Source organism: Arthrobacter sp. P4_F11, assembly GCF_056401395.1.
The window spans coordinates 101426-117417 of record NZ_JBFUJK010000005.1 but is presented as its reverse complement, the minus strand read 5'-3'; the positions used below and the strand labels follow the sequence as shown (position 1 = coordinate 117417).

The 15992-nt window shown below is 67.2% G+C and carries 14 protein-coding genes; 6 read left to right on the top strand and 8 right to left on the bottom strand.

Annotated features, from left to right (window positions below):
* Positions 1-71: 71 nt before the first annotated feature.
* The 4 genes from AC1DRO_RS07660 to AC1DRO_RS07645 all read right to left on the bottom strand — a co-directional run bounded on the left by AC1DRO_RS07660 (position 72) and on the right by AC1DRO_RS07645 (position 4451).
* Entirely contained in the window at positions 72-698 is a 627-nt protein-coding gene (locus AC1DRO_RS07660; RefSeq protein WP_028277368.1) for a rhomboid family intramembrane serine protease, read from the bottom strand.
* Positions 699-703: 5 nt separating this feature from the next.
* A complete protein-coding gene (gene ilvA / locus AC1DRO_RS07655; protein WP_028277367.1) occupies positions 704-1942 on the bottom strand; it encodes a threonine ammonia-lyase in 1239 nt (412 codons plus the stop codon).
* A gap of 21 nt (positions 1943-1963) precedes the next feature.
* Positions 1964-3277: an AI-2E family transporter gene (locus AC1DRO_RS07650; protein ID WP_476950398.1), complete on the bottom strand. Its 1314-nt coding sequence runs from the start codon at positions 3275-3277 to the stop codon at positions 1964-1966.
* A 196-nt stretch (positions 3278-3473) separates the two neighbouring features.
* Entirely contained in the window at positions 3474-4451 is a 978-nt protein-coding gene (locus tag AC1DRO_RS07645) for an aldose 1-epimerase family protein (protein ID WP_476950397.1), read from the bottom strand.
* A 90-nt stretch (positions 4452-4541) separates the two neighbouring features.
* Between AC1DRO_RS07645 and galK the strand changes: the two genes are divergently transcribed.
* Together galK and AC1DRO_RS07635 are read left to right on the top strand one after the other, a co-directional pair.
* Positions 4542-5702, top strand: a complete 1161-nt coding sequence (galK, locus tag AC1DRO_RS07640; protein ID WP_476950396.1) for a galactokinase — start codon at positions 4542-4544, stop codon at positions 5700-5702.
* A 20-nt stretch (positions 5703-5722) separates the two neighbouring features.
* A complete protein-coding gene (locus AC1DRO_RS07635) occupies positions 5723-6961 on the top strand; it encodes an acetyl-CoA C-acetyltransferase (protein ID WP_476950395.1) in 1239 nt (412 codons plus the stop codon).
* Positions 6962-7052: 91 nt separating this feature from the next.
* Here AC1DRO_RS07635 and AC1DRO_RS07630 read toward each other — a convergent pair whose 3' ends face one another.
* Positions 7053-7985 (bottom strand): Bax inhibitor-1/YccA family protein, encoded by a 933-nt coding sequence (locus AC1DRO_RS07630; RefSeq protein WP_476950394.1) that lies wholly within the window; start codon positions 7983-7985, stop codon positions 7053-7055.
* 149 nt (positions 7986-8134) lie between these two features.
* Positions 8135-9085 (bottom strand): hypothetical protein, encoded by a 951-nt coding sequence (locus AC1DRO_RS07625; RefSeq protein ID WP_476950393.1) that lies wholly within the window; start codon positions 9083-9085, stop codon positions 8135-8137.
* Between the two features lie 544 nt (positions 9086-9629).
* Here AC1DRO_RS07625 and AC1DRO_RS07620 point away from each other — a divergent pair.
* Genes AC1DRO_RS07620 through AC1DRO_RS07605 form a run of 4 tightly spaced genes read left to right on the top strand, consistent with a single transcriptional unit; the run spans position 9630 to position 13731 of the window.
* The gene (locus tag AC1DRO_RS07620; RefSeq protein WP_476950392.1) at positions 9630-10892 is read left to right on the top strand and encodes a branched-chain amino acid ABC transporter permease; all 1263 of its coding nucleotides are present in this window, start codon (positions 9630-9632) and stop codon (positions 10890-10892) included.
* Between the two features lie 9 nt (positions 10893-10901).
* Positions 10902-11870 carry a branched-chain amino acid ABC transporter permease gene (locus AC1DRO_RS07615; protein ID WP_476950391.1) on the top strand — a complete coding sequence of 323 codons (969 nt, stop codon included), beginning with the start codon at positions 10902-10904 and terminating at the stop codon, positions 11868-11870.
* Complete coding sequence (locus AC1DRO_RS07610) at positions 11867-12961, top strand: ABC transporter ATP-binding protein (protein ID WP_476950390.1); 1095 nt, start codon at positions 11867-11869, stop codon at positions 12959-12961. Before AC1DRO_RS07615 ends, AC1DRO_RS07610 begins: the two co-directional genes overlap by 4 nt.
* Positions 12958-13731 (top strand): ABC transporter ATP-binding protein, encoded by a 774-nt coding sequence (locus tag AC1DRO_RS07605; protein ID WP_476849103.1) that lies wholly within the window; start codon positions 12958-12960, stop codon positions 13729-13731. Before AC1DRO_RS07610 ends, AC1DRO_RS07605 begins: the two co-directional genes overlap by 4 nt.
* A gap of 467 nt (positions 13732-14198) precedes the next feature.
* Here the strand turns inward: AC1DRO_RS07605 and AC1DRO_RS07600 are convergent, their stop codons facing one another.
* Together AC1DRO_RS07600 and AC1DRO_RS07595 are read right to left on the bottom strand one after the other, a co-directional pair.
* Positions 14199-15548, bottom strand: coding sequence for an ABC transporter substrate-binding protein (locus AC1DRO_RS07600; protein ID WP_476950389.1), 1350 nt, complete (start codon positions 15546-15548; stop codon positions 14199-14201).
* 270 nt (positions 15549-15818) lie between these two features.
* Positions 15819-15986: a hypothetical protein gene (locus AC1DRO_RS07595; RefSeq protein WP_476950388.1), complete on the bottom strand. Its 168-nt coding sequence runs from the start codon at positions 15984-15986 to the stop codon at positions 15819-15821.
* Positions 15987-15992: the final 6 nt, after the last annotated feature.

Sequence of the window (15992 nt, the reverse complement as noted above, 5' to 3'; positions counted from 1 at the left end):
GCCCGTTGGCGGGGGCTGCTGGGGCCGGCCGGTTTGGCCGGACTCCCCGGAGGTGTCCTCTACCCGGGTAGTCAGCGTCCCGCGGGCAGCGCCCCGGGTCGCCTGGTGCTCAGCAGCAGCGCGGCTGTGATGCCGCCGATAGCCCCACCCAGGTGGGCCTGCCACGAGACGAAACTGGCCACGGTGGGCAGGATTCCGAACAGGATGCCGCCGTAGGCCATGAACAACACCACGGACAGGGCGATCTGCCACCAGTTCCGGTTGATGAAGCCGCGGACCAGGAGGAACGCGAAGAGCCCGAACACCAGCCCGGAGGCGCCCACGGTGACGCTGGCGCCGCCGATGAGCCACACCACGAGCCCGGATGCCAGCCAGCTGGCGGCCAGTGCGGTGATGAACACCCGGTGCCCGGAGAGGAACACGAGGAAGCCGAAGATGATCAACGGGAGCGTGTTGGACATCAGGTGGGCCAGGCTGGAGTGCAGCAGCGGAAAGGTCAGGATGTCCAGGATCCCGTCCAGGCTGCGCGGCCGCAGCCCGAAAGTGCGGTTCAGGGAGTGGAACAGTGCGGTGTTGAGGATCTCGATCAGGTAGAGCAGCACCACGAAGGAGCCGACCACCAGCAGTCCCCGGCGGGCCCGCACCGCGGTGCTCTCCCCCTCCCGCGGCTCCCCGCCCCCAAACGAGTCCATCACCATGGCCCCTAGTGCACCACGATCGGCTGGAAACCCTCGGCGCGCAGCGCCGCCAGGACCTGGCTGCAGTGCTCGTGGCCCTTGGTTTCCAGGTTGACGGTGATGGAGACGTCGCCCATGCTGATGGAGCCGCCCACCCGGGTGTGGTCCAGGCCCGTGACGTTGGCGTCGTTCTCGGCGATGATGCGGGCGATCGTGGCCAGCGAGCCCGGACGGTCGTCCAGCATCATCCGCACGGTCATGTACCGGCCGGCGGCGGAGAGGCCGCGCTGGATGACCTTGAGCATCAGCATGGGGTCGATGTTGCCGCCGGAGAGGACCACCGCAACGGTTCCAGGATTTTCGATCTTGCCTTCCATGAGCGCCGCGACGCCGACGGCCCCGGCAGGTTCCACCACCATCTTGGCGCGCTCCAGCAGGAAGATCAGCGCCCGGGCCAGGGCGTCCTCGCTGACGGTGACGACGTCGTCGACGAGCTCGCGGATGATGCTGAACGGCAGCTGGCCCGGCCGGCCGACGGCGATGCCGTCGGCCATGGTGGAGACCTTTTTGAGCGGGACGAGGGCGTCGGCTGCGAGCGAGGGTGGATAGGCGGCGGCGTTTTCAGCCTGGACGCCGATGATGCGGATCTCGCGGCCGAGTTCTTTGGCGCGCGCCTTCACCGCGACGGCAACGCCCGCGAGGAGTCCGCCGCCACCGACACCCATCAGGATGGTGTCGACGTCGGGGACCTGTTCAAGGATCTCCAGCCCGACCGTCCCCTGGCCGGCGACGACGTCTACGTCATCGAAGGGGTGGACAAAGACGGCACCGCTTTCATCGGCATAGCGCTTGGCTTCCGCCAGCGCCTCGTCCACGTTGTGGCCGTGCAGCACCACCTCGGCGCCGTGGCTGCGGGTGGCGGCGAGCTTGGGCAATGCGACGCCGAGCGGCATGTAGATCCGGGCCTTGATGCCCAGGCTCTTGGCTGCGACAGCCACGCCCTGGGCGTGGTTTCCGGCAGAGGCCGCCACGACGCCGCGCTTCTTTTCGGCGTCGGAGAGCTTGGCCATCCGCACGTAGGCGCCGCGGACCTTGAAGGAGCCGGCGCGCTGCAGGTTTTCGCACTTGAGGAAGACCTCGCCGCCGACCGTGCTGCCGAGGGCCCGCGATGATTCCACGGGCGTCCGCGTAATAATCCCGTCGAGCAGCTTCTGCGCCTCCAGGACATCGTCCAGCGTGACGGGCAGGCTCTCAAGGGTATTCACGAACTGTTCTCCTTCTTTGGATCAGGCGTCGGTGCCCCGTCCGGCATCGCTGCCCGGAGCACCGCTGTTGGGTGCGGCGCCCTCGCCGCCGGGGTTTGCGCCCGGCAGGTGGACGTCTGTGAAGGTGGTGTCTGCGCCGGGTTCGGGGGCAGAACCGCCCCCGGCTCCCGCGGTTGCCAACACTTCATCATGTTCCCACGTTCTGCCCGCAATGTAGCGAATCGACGAGTTTGCTACGGCAAGGATCGGAACGGAGAACAAGGCGCCGGGGATCCCGGCGAGGTAGGAGCCGGCCGCGACGGACAGGATCACGGCGACGGGGTGGAGGGAGACGGCCTTGCCCATGACGAGGGGCTGCAGGATGTGGCTTTCGAGCTGCTGGACGCCGAGCACGATCGCCAGCATGATGAGGGCGTTGACGGGCCCGTTGGCGACCAGCGCCAGCAGCACGGCGATCGCGCCGGTGAACAGCGCGCCGACCACCGGGATGAACGAGCCGAGGAAGACCAGCACGCCCAGCGGCAGCGCGAGCGGCACGCCGATGATGGCGGCGCCGACGCCGATTCCCACGGCGTCCACGAAGGCGACGAACATTTGGATGCGTGCGTAGCTGACCATGGATGTCCAGCCGCGCCGGCCCGCGCCGTCCGTGGCCCGGCGCGCCTTCCGGGGCATGAGCCTGACGAGGAAGGCCCAGATCCTGTCGCCTTCGAGCAGGAAGAAGATCAGGATGAACAGCGCCAGGACCAGGCCGGCGGCGAAGTGCCCGGCGGTGCTCCCGAACGTCAGAGCGCCGCTGAGGATGCTGCTGCTGTTGTTCTGCAGGGCAGCGGTGGCGTCCTCGATGTACTTGTCGATCTGGGCGGCCGTTAGGTGCAGCGGGCCTTCCGACAGCCAGGTCTGTACCTGCTGCACGCCCGTGAGCGCCTGGGACCACAGTTCGCCGAAGCCCTGCATGAGCTGGCGCCCGACCAGGGTCAGGGCACCGACGATGAGGCCGATGAAGCCGAGCACCGTGATGGCGACGGCGAGCCCCTTGGGCACGCGCCGGTTGGCCATCCAGCGCACTGCGGGGCTGAGGAGCCCCGAGAGGAGGGCGGCCACCATCACGGGGATGATGAGGAAGCTGACGTGGCTGAGCAGCCAGACCAGCAGCCCGATCACGAGCAGGATCAGCCCGCCGCGCCACGCCCAGGCGGCGGCGATCCGCACGCCGTAGGGAATGTCCTGGTCGATCTCCCGGTCGGTCCGTACCCGGGCCCCGGCACGTGCGCCGGTCCCGGCCGCGGAATAGGAGGGGCTTGTGGCAGGTGCGGCGTCCTCAGCTGGCGTCATAGCCCCATGATTCCGTAGGCGACGCCCAATAGGAAACCAGAAACCAGCAGCCAGCAAACGGCACGGGGCGACGGCCCCGGGCGACGGCCGAGGCGCCGGCACGGGGCGACGGCCCCGGGCGACGGCCGAGGCGCCGGCCCGGAGGCCGTTCCCGGGGTCAGCCCGCCGGGTCGGCCTGCGGGGTCAGCCCATAGCGTCAGCCGGCAGCGGCCGCCAGCGAGGCGGAGATGCCCCAGGTCATGGAGAACTGCTCCCCCGGCGCGAGCCAGCGCAGGCCCTCGCCGCTGTTGAACGCGTTGGCGGGACCGGTCATCGGCTCGATCGCTACCGCCTTCGACCGGCCCGGAAATTCCGTCGTCACGAAGACATGGACATACCCGCAACTCGCGTCCTGCCACAGGCTCACCGTCCGCCCGTCGGGTGAGCGCAGCGTGTGCCGGGCGACGCCGCCGTCGAACTCCAGGTCCGTGTAGGCCGAATCGAGGTCCAGGGTCCCCACCGGCCGCCCGCCGCGCAGATCGAAGTCGCCGCTGACCGGTTCACTGCTGCGCGGGATGAGGCGGCCGTCGGCGACCAGCCTGGTCCGGGCGTCCACACTCACGGTGAGGTCCTCGCTGGGCACGTCGCCCAGCCGCAGGTACGGGTGGGCGCCGAGCACGAACGGCGCGCGGTCCTGGGAGTCGTTGATCAGGGTTTGGCGCACCACCAGCCCCAGGTCCTCGGCCAGTTCGTAGCGGACCCGGTGCCGCAGAAGAAACGGGTAGCCGTGCTGCGGAAAAACCGCCGCCTCCAGGGTTACGGAGAACTCGTCCTCGTCCACGAGATCGTAGGAGGAGTTCCGCAGCAAACCGTGGCTGGCGTTATTGCGGGAGACCTCGGTGATGTCCAGCTGCAGCTTCTTGCCGTTGAGGTGCCAGACGCCGTCCTCCACCCGGTTGGCCCAGGGTGCCAGCGTGATTCCGGTGGCACCGGGCGCAATGTCGGCATCCGCGTAGGTTTCCGTCAGGGCGGTGTCTCCGCGGCTGTAGAGCCGCAGGCCGGCGGCGAGTTCGGTGACGACTGCCAGGGCGTCGCCGCGCCGGAGCTCGTACTGCCGGCCGGACGCGTACCTGCGCATCGTGTCATTGGCGGCGGATACAGTGCCGGATGCCGGGGGTGTCGCTGAGAGATCCATGGTGACCACCGTACAGCCCGCACCACACAAACAACCCCGCGAACCCGTATACCTTGGACCCATGAATTCCAGCAGCGCAGGAGCCAGGCCATGAATCCACCCCTGGACGGCCGCGGGCTCGCCGCCCGGTTTGAGACGGTCTTCGGCGCCCGGCCCGACGGCGTGTGGCAGGCACCGGGGCGGGTCAACCTCATCGGCGAGCACACCGATTACAACGAGGGCTTCGTCCTGCCGTTCGCCATCGACCGGGCGGCCCGGGTTGCCGTCCGGGTCCGGCCGGATTCCACGGTGCGGATGCTCTCCACGTTCGGCAACCAGGGGCTGACCACCGCGGAGACCGGCTCGCTGGCCCGCGCCAGCGCCAGGGGCTGGACAAAGTACCCGCTCGGGGTCATCTGGGCCCTGCAGCAACGGGGACTTCAGGTTCCCGGCGTGGACCTGCTCCTGGATTCCGAGGTTCCGCGAGGGGCCGGCCTGTCGTCCTCCCACGCCATCGAATGCGCCGTGATTTCGGCGCTGAACGGGCTCATGGACGCCGGCCTCTCCGTGCAGGACATGGTCCTGGCCACCCAGCGGGCGGAGAATGACTTCGTCGGCGCGCCGACCGGCATCATGGACCAGTCCGCCTCGCTCCGGGCCACGGCCGGCCACGCCGTCTTCCTCGACTGCCGGGACCAGAGTGTCCGGCTGGTGCCGTTCGACGCCGATGCCGCGGGACTGGTGCTGCTGGTTATCGACACCCGGGTTTCCCATTCCCACGCCGACGGCGGCTATGCGGCCCGCCGGGAGTCGTGCGAACTCGCCGCCGAGGTCCTTGGCGTGCGGGCGCTGCGCGACGTCGGGCTCGAGGACCTCGAGGAGGCCAGCGGGCTTCTGGACCAGGAGACCTTCCGCCGGCTCCGGCACGTGGTCACCGAGAACCAGCGCGTGCTGCAGACGGTGGAGCTGCTGGACACCCGGGGCCCGGCCGCCATCGGCCCCCTGCTCGACGCGTCCCATGCCTCGATGCGCGATGACTTCGAGATCTCCTGCGCGGAGCTGGACCTTGCCGTGGACACGGCGCGGTCGGCCGGCGCGATCGGCGCCCGCATGACCGGCGGCGGCTTCGGCGGCTCCGCGATCGCCCTGACCCCGGCGGGATCGGCGCAACAGGTGCGCTCCGCCGTCGAACGTGCCTTCGCCCGGGCCGGGTATGCCGCGCCGGAGATCTTCAGCGTCAGCCCCGCGGCCGGAGCCATGCGGCTGGCCTAGGCGGGGCGTAGTCTGGGCGCATGCCAGAAGCTGTCATCGTTTCTACTGCCCGGAGCCCGATCGGCCGCGCGTTCAAAGGTTCCCTGAGACACGAACGGCCGGACGATCTCGCCGCGGCCATGATCACGGCGGCCCTCGCCGGGATTCCTGCGTTCGACGCCGCCGCCGGGCCCGGCCACGGCCTGGACGACATCTATCTGGGGTGCGCCGAGCCGAGCGGCGAGGCCGGCACCAACATGGCGCGTGTGGTCAGCATCCTGGCCGGGCTGGACAACGTTCCGGCCGCCACCATCAACCGTTTTTGTGCCTCCAGCCTGCAGACGCTCCGGATGGCCTTCCACGCCATCAAGGCCGGCGAAGGCCACGCGTTCGTGGCCGCCGGGGTTGAGGCGGTGTCCCGCTACCGGGACTGGGCCGGTGCCGGCGAGACCGACGCCAGCACGCACAATCCGCGCTTTGAGGCGTCCCGGAAACGCACCGAGGCCCGCGCGGCCGCCAACACGCCGTGGACCGACCCGCGGCTGGGCGGCCGGATGCCGGACGTGTACATCGCCATGGGCCAGACGGCGGAGAACGTCGCCACAAGCTACGGCATCACCCGTGAAGAGCAGGACGCCTGGGCGGTGCTCAGCCAGAACCGGGCCGAGGCGGCCATCGCTTCCGGATTCTACGCCCGCGAAATCACGCCGTATACCCGCGCCGACGGCTCGGTGGTGGACCGCGACGATTCACCGCGTCCCGGTGTGACAGCAGAGGCGGTCGGCGCCCTGCAGCCGGTTTTCCGCAGCAACGGCACCGTGACGGCCGGGAACGCGTGCCCGCTCAACGACGGGGCCGCCGCCGTCGTGGTCATGAGTGATTCTCGCGCCCGCGAACTGGGCCTCGAGCCGCTTGCCCGGATCGTCTCCACCGGTGTCAGCGCCCTGTCCCCGGAGTTGATGGGGATGGGGCCGGTGGAAGCGACGCGCCGGGCGCTCACGATCGCCGGGCTGACCATCGGGGACATCGACCTTGTGGAGCTCAACGAGGCCTTCGCGGTCCAGGTGGTGGCCAGCGCCCGGGAGCTCGGCATCGATCCGAAGATGCTCAATGTCCACGGCGGCGCCATTGCCCTCGGCCACCCCTTCGGGATGACCGGCGCACGCATGACCACCACGCTGATCAACGGGCTTCGCGCCCGCGACGCCTCTTTGGGACTGGCCACGCTGTGCGTGGGCGGCGGCCAGGGCATGGCGGTTGTGTTCGAGCGGCTCAGCTGACGGCTTCCTGCTGAGCCGCATACGCGAGAGGAGCCCCGCCATCGGGCGGGGCTCCTCGCGGGAAATCAGGGTCGTTCAGGAACGACGCCGGTCAGTCGTCGCCGCGCAGGATGGCCAGGAGCCGGATGATCTCGACGTAGAGCCAGACCAGCGTGACCGTGAGGCCGAAGGCTGCGGTCCAGGAGAAGCGCTGCGGGGCTCCGGCGCTGATGGCCGCCTCGATGGACGTGAAGTCCATGATCAGGGAGAAGGCGGCCAGGCCGATCGCCAGGAAGCCGATGAAGACGCCGAGCGGGATACCCATGATCTCCACGCTGGTGCTCAGGCCAAACGGCGTGGTCACGGCCCCGGTCATCATCATGACGACGTTGACGAGCGCAAACACCGCATAGCCGATCAGGGCGATCATGAAGAACCGCATGAGCTTGGGCGTCGCCCGGACCTTGCCGCTCTTGAACAGCACGAGCGTCACGGCGAAGACGGACAGCGTCCCGACGACGGCCTGGATGCCGACTCCCGGGAACAGGTTGTCAAGGATGCGGGTCAGGCCGCCGAGGAAGAACCCTTCGAGCAGGGCGTAGGCCAGGATCAGTCCGGGTGACGGCTGCTTCTTGAAGGTGTTGACCATTGCGAGGGCGAAGCCGCCGAGGGCTCCGAGGATCATCAGCATGGATCCGGTGCCCTGCGGGACGGCGAGCGCCACTGCGGCGCCGACTACCAGGATGCCGAGGCACCCGGCGGTCTTGACGATGACGTCGTCGTACGTCATCCGGCCAATGTCAGCCGGCCCGGCCGCCGGGCGGTTGTACAGGTCCTGGAGCTGTTCCTGGGACATGCCCTGCTGGGCCGAATTCCACCCGCCCTGGCCCGGGGCCTGACCGTAAGCGGTCTGGCCATACGGGTTCTGGCCGTACGGGTTCTGGCCGTACGGGTTCTGACCGTACGGGGCCTGCGGGGCAGGCGGTGCCTGGGTGGCTTCGCGGAAATTCTTTCCGCTGAAGATCGGGTTTCCGCCATGTGCCATTGCGGGTGTCCTCCAAAATAAGGGGGTGGGTGATGTTCCGGTGCGATGCGGACTAGACGAAATGGGATTTTATATAGTCACGCTACCAATTCCCACGGCTGACAGGGAGGGATAGTTCCCCCCGGGGACCGCCGCAACCGAACCGTGATCTAGGTCAGCGGGTTTTTCAGGCCTACCATGTCCGCGGACGCCGGCCTCCCGGTGCGGCTCGCGAGAGTGCGGCTCGCGAGAGTGCGGCTCGTGACAGCGCGGCTCGTGACAGCACCGGCCGCCAGCAGGCCGGACTGTCCGTCACCGTGGAAATCGTCGAACCGCTGCGACGGGGCACCCTTCGGCTCGGGGAGCGGGCCGGGAACCGGCGCCGGCGTTCCCGTGCCGCTGTTGACAATGACGTCGTCGATATAGATGTCGGCCATTTGCTGATCGTGTTCGGAGCCAAGCTGGAGCGTGTCGAGCGTCGTCGCGGAAATACTGACAGTGCCGGCGTAGACCGAACGCCCGTCCCACCAGATTTGGACGTTGGTCCCGGGGCCGTTGGGGACCACGTGCATGACCAGCCGGTGCCAGGAGTCAGTCGGGACGTCCCGCCGCAAGGTGGTGTAGGCGAACCCTGCGGGTGACGAAGTACGGAGCACGAGTTCATGGGAAATGTTCTGCCGGAAAACATCCAGGACGCGGACTCCGCCGGCAAAGAACCGGAAGTAGGGAACATTGTTTCCCGCCATCCCTTCGGCGGCGATGTTGAACCAGCCGTCCGCAAATGCCTCCGTGGCCCCGGGGGTCAGGCCCACCGTCAGCCTGGCGATGGAGCCCGGCACCGCGGTGGTGTGCAGGAGGGCGGCACAGTTCCCGGAGTGCGAGAGCCCGGTGGACACCGAGGCGTTCCCCGTCCCGGCCGCGGAAATGCCGAAGCCGTCCAGGGTGCCTGCCTCGAAGCTGGATGCCGCCGCCTGGATCCCCGGATAGGGGTCCCTGAGTGCCTCCGTGGAGGGAACGCAGGCCTGCGCCCCGGCGGTTTCGGGGCCCAGGCTGAGCGCCGGGAGGCCCAGGATCGCCAGTACAAGCGAACCCGCGAGGCACAGCTTAACCACCCGGTTCATCAGTCGGCCCTCCACGATCGGCCCCTGCCATCGGCGCCGGCCGGATTCCGGGACGAACGGACTCGGGTTCCGGCGCTCTTCGCACCATAATGCTGGCGGGCTTGGAAAAAGCTTGGGGGTGCCGGTTCCGCGGGCCGGAGCGGACGTGGCCGGCCGCCCGCGCCTGCCCCGGGCGGCCCGGCGAATTGGGGGCCGGGCCGGCCACTGTTTAGGCATACTCGGAATCAACAAAAGTTTTCTTTAGCTGGGCTACACCAAGGTGTCGGCGGCGCTACACGGTTGTTACCCGATCGCGACGTTCTCCCTGCTCGCAGCGGCATTCTTTGGGTCGCCCGGGCTGTAGCATAGGCCACACAGGGTGACGGACATCACAACACATGATCGTAGTGCCAGACGCTCGTCCCCTGACCGTTCGCAACGGTTGCAAAGGCGCAACCCACAGCACCCCCATGTGGAGGTTTTCAATTTGAGAAGCACAACGAGCGGCCTGTCGCAGAGACGGCGCGGCAGACTACTGAGGTCTGTGGGGGCAGTATTCGCCGCCATGGCTGCGCTACTACTCATCGTGGCCCCGGCGTCCAGCGCTACGACCCCCTCGCCGACACCATCCCCGTCGGCCACCCAGTTCACGAACAGCATCAGCGGCTTCCTGCGCGGCGACGACCGCGCACCGATCCCCGGGGTGACCATCACCGCCACGAGCGGGGATTTCACGGGAACCACGAAATCGGGAGCCAACGGCGCCTGGACCATCGGCGTCCCCACCCAGGGAACCTACGAGGTCAAACTCGATGAGTCCACGCTTCCGCAGGGCATCAAACTGGCCGAGGGCCAGGAGAACCCCCGCAACGTCACCTTCAGCCAGACCTCAAACCTCTCTGTCATCTTCACGTTTGGCAAGGGCATTGTCGTGGAGCAGCAGAACTTCATGCAAAACCTGCTCAACCGGCTGGTGGCAGGCCTGAGCTTCGGCCTGTTGCTCGCCCTCGCGTCCGTGGGCCTGTCCCTGATCTTTGGCACCACCGGCCTGACCAACTTCGCCCACGGAGAAATGGTCACCCTCGGCGCGGTACTGGTGTTCGCCTTCAACCAGATGCACCTGCCGTTCTGGCTGGCCGTCCTCCTGGCCGTCATCGGCGGCGGATTGTTCGGCTACGTCCAGGACGCGGGCCTGTGGAAACCCCTGCGGCGCCGCGGAACGGGGCTTGTTCCGATGATGATCGTCAGCATCGGCCTGGCCCTGTCCGTGCGCTACATCATCCAGTTCTACTTCGGCGGCGCCACCCAGCAACTGCCGTTCGCCCAGAGCGTGGAAATCCTGATCGGCCCGATCTCCATCTCGCCCAACAACCTCTTGTCCCTCCTCGTCAGCGCCGTCGTGATCGCCGCCCTCGGCGTCGTCCTGCTCAAGACCCGCCTCGGCAAGGCCACCCGTGCGGTGGCCGACAACCCGGCGCTGGCCGCGGCCTCCGGCATCGACGTCGACTCCGTCATCCGAATCGTCTGGGTGGTCGGCGGCATGCTCGCCGCCCTCGGCGGCATCCTCTGGGCCTACTACCGTCCCGGCGTCACCTTCGACATGGGCTCGCAGATCCTGCTGCTCATCTTCGCCAGCGTCACCCTCGGCGGCCTCGGCACAGTCTGGGGCGCCCTGGTCGGTTCCATCATCGTCGGCATCTTCGTTGAGCTGACCACCGTGTTCGGCCTCGCAGCCGACCTCAAATACGTGGGAGCGTTGTTCATCATGATTGTTGTCCTCCTGTTCCGCCCTCAGGGCATTCTGGGCCGCAAAGAGCGCGTGGGTTAGGAGACAGCCATGGACTTCGGATTCATTTTCTCCAGCGCCGCCGGCGAACTGTTCAGCCCGACGACAGCTGCCTACGCGCTGGCCACACTCGGCCTCGCCGTTCACTTCGGCTACACCGGCCTGCTCAACTTTGGCCAGGCCGGCTTCATGGCAGTGGGAGCCTACGGCTTCGCCATCTCCACCCTGACGTTCCATGTGCCGTTCTTCGTCGGACTGCTCATCGCCGTCGTCGCCTCCGCCATCTTCGCCCTGCTGCTGGGCATCCCGACGCTGCGGCTGCGGGCGGACTACCTGGCCATCGTGACCATCGCGGCGGCCGAAATCGTGCGCTACATCGTCACGACCAACCAGCTGACCGCCATCACCGGCTCGGCCAACGGCCTGGCCGCCTTCGAGGGCGATTTCTACGCCATGAACCCCTTCCCGCCGGGGACGTACGTTGGCATGAACAACCGCGACTTCTTCATCCGGGTGGTCGCCTGGGCAGTTGTGGCCCTCTTCTGCACCCTGGTCTGGCTGCTGATGCGAAGCCCCTGGGGCCGGGTACTCAAGGGCATCCGCGAGGACGAGAACGCCGTCCGCTCGCTCGGCAAGAACGTGTACGCCTACAAGATGCAGTCCCTGATCATCGGCGGCGCGCTCGGTGCCCTGGCAGGCATGATCTTCACGATTCCCCGCGGTGCGGTGCAGCCTGCCAACTACGGCACGGAACTGACGTTCTTCCTCTACACCTGCCTGCTGCTCGGCGGGCTCGGCACTGTGCTCGGCCCGGTGGTCGGCGCGATGATCTTCTGGGTGGTGCTCTCGCTCACCCAGGGCATCCTCTACGGCCTGATCGAGTCCGGCACCATCACGTGGCTGAACACGGTCCAGGCCGGGCAGCTGCGTTACATCCTGGTCGGCGTGGCGCTCATGCTGCTGATGATCTTCAGGCCCCAGGGCGTTCTCGGCAATAAGAAGGAGCTGGCATTCGCATGAGCATTCCAAGCGAAGAGTCACGGGACGAACCCCGCACATCGGAAGAGATCGACTACATGACGGACAACCGTCCGATCGCCGCTGGCGAGATCGCGCCCGGTTGCAAGAAGCGTGATCCGATCGTGGTGGCAGAAAACGTCACCCGCACCTTCGGCGGCATCAACGCCGTCGACGTCCAGTACCTCGAGATCCCGCGGCACAAGATCACCGCACTGATCGGCCCCAACGGCGCCGGCAAGACCACCTTGTTCAACCTGCTGACGGGATTCGATACCCCGAACTCGGGTACATGGCAGTTCGAGGGCAACAACATCGCCGGCGTCTCCTCGTACAAGGTTGCCCGGATGGGGATGGTGCGCACGTTCCAGCTCACCAAGGTCATGGGCAAGCTCACCGTCATGGAGAACATGCGCCTCGGCGCCTCCAGCCAGTCCGGCGAACGCCTGTCCAAGGCTTTGTTCAAGGGCATCTGGGGCGGCCAGGAAAAGAAGATCACCCAGGAAGCCAACGTGCTGCTGGAGAAGTTCAAACTGGACGCCAAGAGGGACGACTACGCGGCGTCGCTGTCCGGCGGGCAGCGGAAGCTGCTGGAAATGGCCCGCTCCCTCATGGTGCGGCCCAAGCTGGTCATGCTCGACGAGCCGATGGCCGGCGTCAACCCTGCGCTGACGCAGTCGCTGCTGGACCACATCAAGAACCTCAAGGCCGAGGGCATGACCGTCTTGTTCGTCGAGCACGACATGAACATGGTCCGCCATATCGCCGACTGGGTGGTGGTGATGGCAGAGGGCAAGATCGTGGCCGAAGGGCCTCCCGCCGAAGTCATGAAGAACCCCGCCGTGATCGACGCCTACCTCGGCGCCCACCACGACGTCGATCTCGGCGACGCCGAGGGCATCAAGGAACTGGCCGCGGAGCTGGTCGCCGACGAGGAATCGATTGTCGGCACTGAAAACGCCGGCATCATCTCCGCCGACGTCCTCACCACCGAGGCGGAGGAGGCGGCGAACGGGACGACGCGCGGCCGCCGCAGCGCCGGAGAGCCGAACCGCGCCGAAGAGCCAAACCGCACAGAGAAGGACAAAGAATGAGCGCCACCAGCGCGGCACCGGCCGCCCAGCCCGCCTTCGATGGCGACTCGGTCGTGAAGGTCACCGATCTGGTGGCTGGTTACATCCCCGGCGTCAATATCCTCAACGGCTGCAGCATCGAGGCCCGCAAGGGTGAGCTGATCGGCATCATCGGCCCCAACGGCGCCGGCAAGTCTACGCTGCTGAAGGCCATGTTTGGCCTGGTCAAGGTCCACTCCGGCTCGGTGGTGGTCCGCGGGCAGGACATCACCGGGCTCAAGGCCAACAAGCTGGTCAGCAAGGGCGTCGGCTTCGTTCCGCAGAACAACAACGTGTTCGCCGCCCTGACCATCGAGGAAAACATGCAGATGGGCATGTTCCAGCGGCCCAAGGACTTCGCCCAACGGTTCGACTTTGTCTCCGAACTGTTCCCGGAGCTCGCCAAACGGCGCGCCCAGCGTGCCGGCTCGCTCTCCGGCGGCGAACGCCAAATGGTCGCCATGGGACGGGCCCTCATGATGGACCCGGCCGTTCTGCTGCTCGATGAGCCCTCCGCGGGCCTCTCCCCTGTCAAGCAGGATGAGACCTTCCTCCGGGTCCACGAGATCAACCGGGCCGGCGTCTCCGTCATCATGGTGGAACAAAACGCGCGCCGCTGCCTGCAGATCTGCGACCGCGCCTACGTGCTGGACCAGGGCAAGGACGCGTACACCGGTACTGGCCGGGAGCTCATGAAGGATCCCAAGGTCATCCAGCTCTATCTGGGGACGCTCGCAGACACTGTCGAATAGCGCTCCGGGCAGTATCTCCCCGCAAGGGCCGTTACCAGCCGGTGGCGGCCCTTCTGCGTGCCCGGCGGCGGGCTACAACATTCCGTGGCCCCACGGCATCTCCAGTCACCTCCGGTCGCCTCTGCCGCCGCTTGCTCGGCGCCTGCGCTCGTCCCTCCCCGGCGGCCCCCTCCCCTCGCTAGCTCGGGCAGGGATCCCTGCCGCCGTGGGCCCACCCGGCGGCCCCCCAACAACGGCGTTTCACAAGCGCCTGCCTCCGTCGCCCTTCGTTTGAGCCACGTTTTCACGGCGGTTTGGGACCGGCGCACCTCGGATCCACGCCGCCCCTGTCCGAATCCGCAGCGCAAATCCGGTTCCGCAACCGCGTCCGGTTCCGCGGTCCTGACGCTCCGCCCCCGCTCTCCCCCGCACACAAAAGACCCCCGTCCGGACTGGACGGGGGTCTTCTGTTAGTCGGGGGAAGCGGCTTACAGCTTGCCGAATTCCTCCTTGACCGGCTTGTAGGTGTTGTCATCCTGGTACTCGTAGATGCCGATGTAGGCTTCCGTCGGGTCGCCGGCGTCGGAGAACGTTACGGGGCCGGACTGGCCGTCGTAGTCGATGTCCTTACCGTTGCGGAGCAGGGTGACGCAGGAGGGGAAGGTGTTGCACTTCTCTCCACCCTCAGAGACAGCCTTGAGCTGGGCTGCGATGTCGGTGCCCTTGGTGCTCTTGGCGGCCTCGGCAGCCAGTGCGATCAGGTTCACTGCGTCGTAGGACTCGCCGGAGTAGCTGTAGTCCTTCAGCGCCGGGTCAATCCCCAGGAGCTTCTTCTTGAAGTCCTCCTTGGCGAAGGTACCCGGGATGGTGCCCTGGGCGCCCTTCAGGGTTCCTGCCTGGAAGTCCTTGCTGTAATCGGACATGTTGCCGTCCACCATGAAGATCTGGGTCGGTTTGACGCCCTTGCCCGTCATCAGCGGAACGATGCTCTTGGCCTGGTCGAAGGTGATCAGGGCAATGGCATCCGGCTTGGCGGCCAGAACCTTGTCCACCTGGCTGCTGAACTGGGAATCGCCTTCATTGAACAGCTCCTGGGCAACAACCTTGCCGCCGGCCGCCTCGAAAGCTGCCTGGACGTTCTTTGCAAGGCCGGTTCCGTAGGCGTCGTTCAGGACGATCATGCCGACAGTCTGGGCGCCACAGGTGGCCATGTAGTTGCCGAGGACCTTGCCCTGGAGCACGTCCGAGGGCGCGGTGCGCCAGTAGAGGCCCTTGTCATCCCACGCCGTGAAGTCCGGGGAGGTGTTGGCCGGGGAGAACTGGACGACGCCGGCACCGGTGATCTGGTTGATCACGGTCTTGGAGACACCCGAGGAGGCGGCGCCGACGATTGCGCTGACGCCCTGTCCGAGCAGTGCCGTGGTGGACTGGGTGGCGATGTCGGTCTTGGTGTCGCCGGAGTCACGGTGGATGACCTCTACCGGCTTGCCCAGGACGCCGCCGGCATCGTTGACCTCCTTGATGCCGAGGTTAACACCTGCAATTTCGGGCGGGCCGAGGAAGGCCAGCGAACCCGTCGTCGGCAGGAGCGAGCCGATCTTCAGGGGCGTGGGGGTGGTGGTGGCCGAAGCGGGCACAGTGCCCGTTTCGCCGGCGGCGCTGGTACCGCCACCGGTGGCGCTGGGTGCCGGGCACGCGATTCCCGCGGCCGCGGCTGAGCTGGATCCCGACGAACTCGGGGCGGGTGACCCGCCACAAGCCGTAGCCAAAAGGGCGACGCCGAGGCTAAGCACGGTGAGCTTAGCGACGCGGGGCGCAACCCGGGGGAGTGAAGTCATGTACAAGCTCCTCGATCTAAAGGTGCGAACGGCCTTTGACGCGAAAGATCAGGTGTTCCTGATTCCACTTCAAGCTAGTGCAATTTCGACGTGAAAATAAGTGACTACGGTCACATCCTTATAACACTCGTTGCATAGAGGAAATCTGGACGGTTGCGACGGCTGTTTTGTCGGGGGCGACGGCCCGGAACGGCTCCCCGGGACGGGAACACCGCCCAGTGTGTGGCCGGCGTCGTCGCACCAGGAGACGAGGACGTAGGAGGGTCCCTCTTACGGCGACGGCGTAGACGTCCACTGTGGCACTGCCCGCCAGCGGGAGACGCTCGCCACGACGTTCGGGTAGCTACCGTCCTCCCACGAGAGCGACTCCTCCGCGGGGTGAGCGGGATCGGGCCGGAGGTACTCGTAGGTTTCCCCGTCGAGGGTGAACGATGCCATCGGGCA

Excerpts from the sequence above, each read along its gene's own strand:
- AC1DRO_RS07620 (WP_476950392.1), top strand. The coding sequence starts at position 9,630 with ATGGCTGCGCTACTACTCATCGTGGCCCCGGCGTCCAGCGCTACGACC.
- AC1DRO_RS07660 (WP_028277368.1), bottom strand. The coding sequence starts at position 698 with ATGGTGATGGACTCGTTTGGGGGCGGGGAGCCGCGGGAGGGGGAGAGC.
- AC1DRO_RS07650 (WP_476950398.1), bottom strand. The coding sequence starts at position 3,277 with ATGACGCCAGCTGAGGACGCCGCACCTGCCACAAGCCCCTCCTATTCC.
- AC1DRO_RS07615 (WP_476950391.1), top strand. The coding sequence starts at position 10,902 with ATGGACTTCGGATTCATTTTCTCCAGCGCCGCCGGCGAACTGTTCAGC.
- AC1DRO_RS07605 (WP_476849103.1), top strand. The coding sequence starts at position 12,958 with ATGAGCGCCACCAGCGCGGCACCGGCCGCCCAGCCCGCCTTCGATGGC.
- galK (WP_476950396.1), top strand. The coding sequence starts at position 4,542 with ATGAATCCACCCCTGGACGGCCGCGGGCTCGCCGCCCGGTTTGAGACG.
- AC1DRO_RS07630 (WP_476950394.1), bottom strand. The coding sequence starts at position 7,985 with ATGGCACATGGCGGAAACCCGATCTTCAGCGGAAAGAATTTCCGCGAA.
- AC1DRO_RS07645 (WP_476950397.1), bottom strand. The coding sequence starts at position 4,451 with ATGGATCTCTCAGCGACACCCCCGGCATCCGGCACTGTATCCGCCGCC.
- AC1DRO_RS07610 (WP_476950390.1), top strand. The coding sequence starts at position 11,867 with ATGAGCATTCCAAGCGAAGAGTCACGGGACGAACCCCGCACATCGGAA.
- AC1DRO_RS07625 (WP_476950393.1), bottom strand. The coding sequence starts at position 9,085 with ATGAACCGGGTGGTTAAGCTGTGCCTCGCGGGTTCGCTTGTACTGGCG.
- AC1DRO_RS07600 (WP_476950389.1), bottom strand. The coding sequence starts at position 15,548 with ATGACTTCACTCCCCCGGGTTGCGCCCCGCGTCGCTAAGCTCACCGTG.
- AC1DRO_RS07595 (WP_476950388.1), bottom strand. The coding sequence starts at position 15,986 with ATGGCATCGTTCACCCTCGACGGGGAAACCTACGAGTACCTCCGGCCC.
- AC1DRO_RS07635 (WP_476950395.1), top strand. The coding sequence starts at position 5,723 with ATGCCAGAAGCTGTCATCGTTTCTACTGCCCGGAGCCCGATCGGCCGC.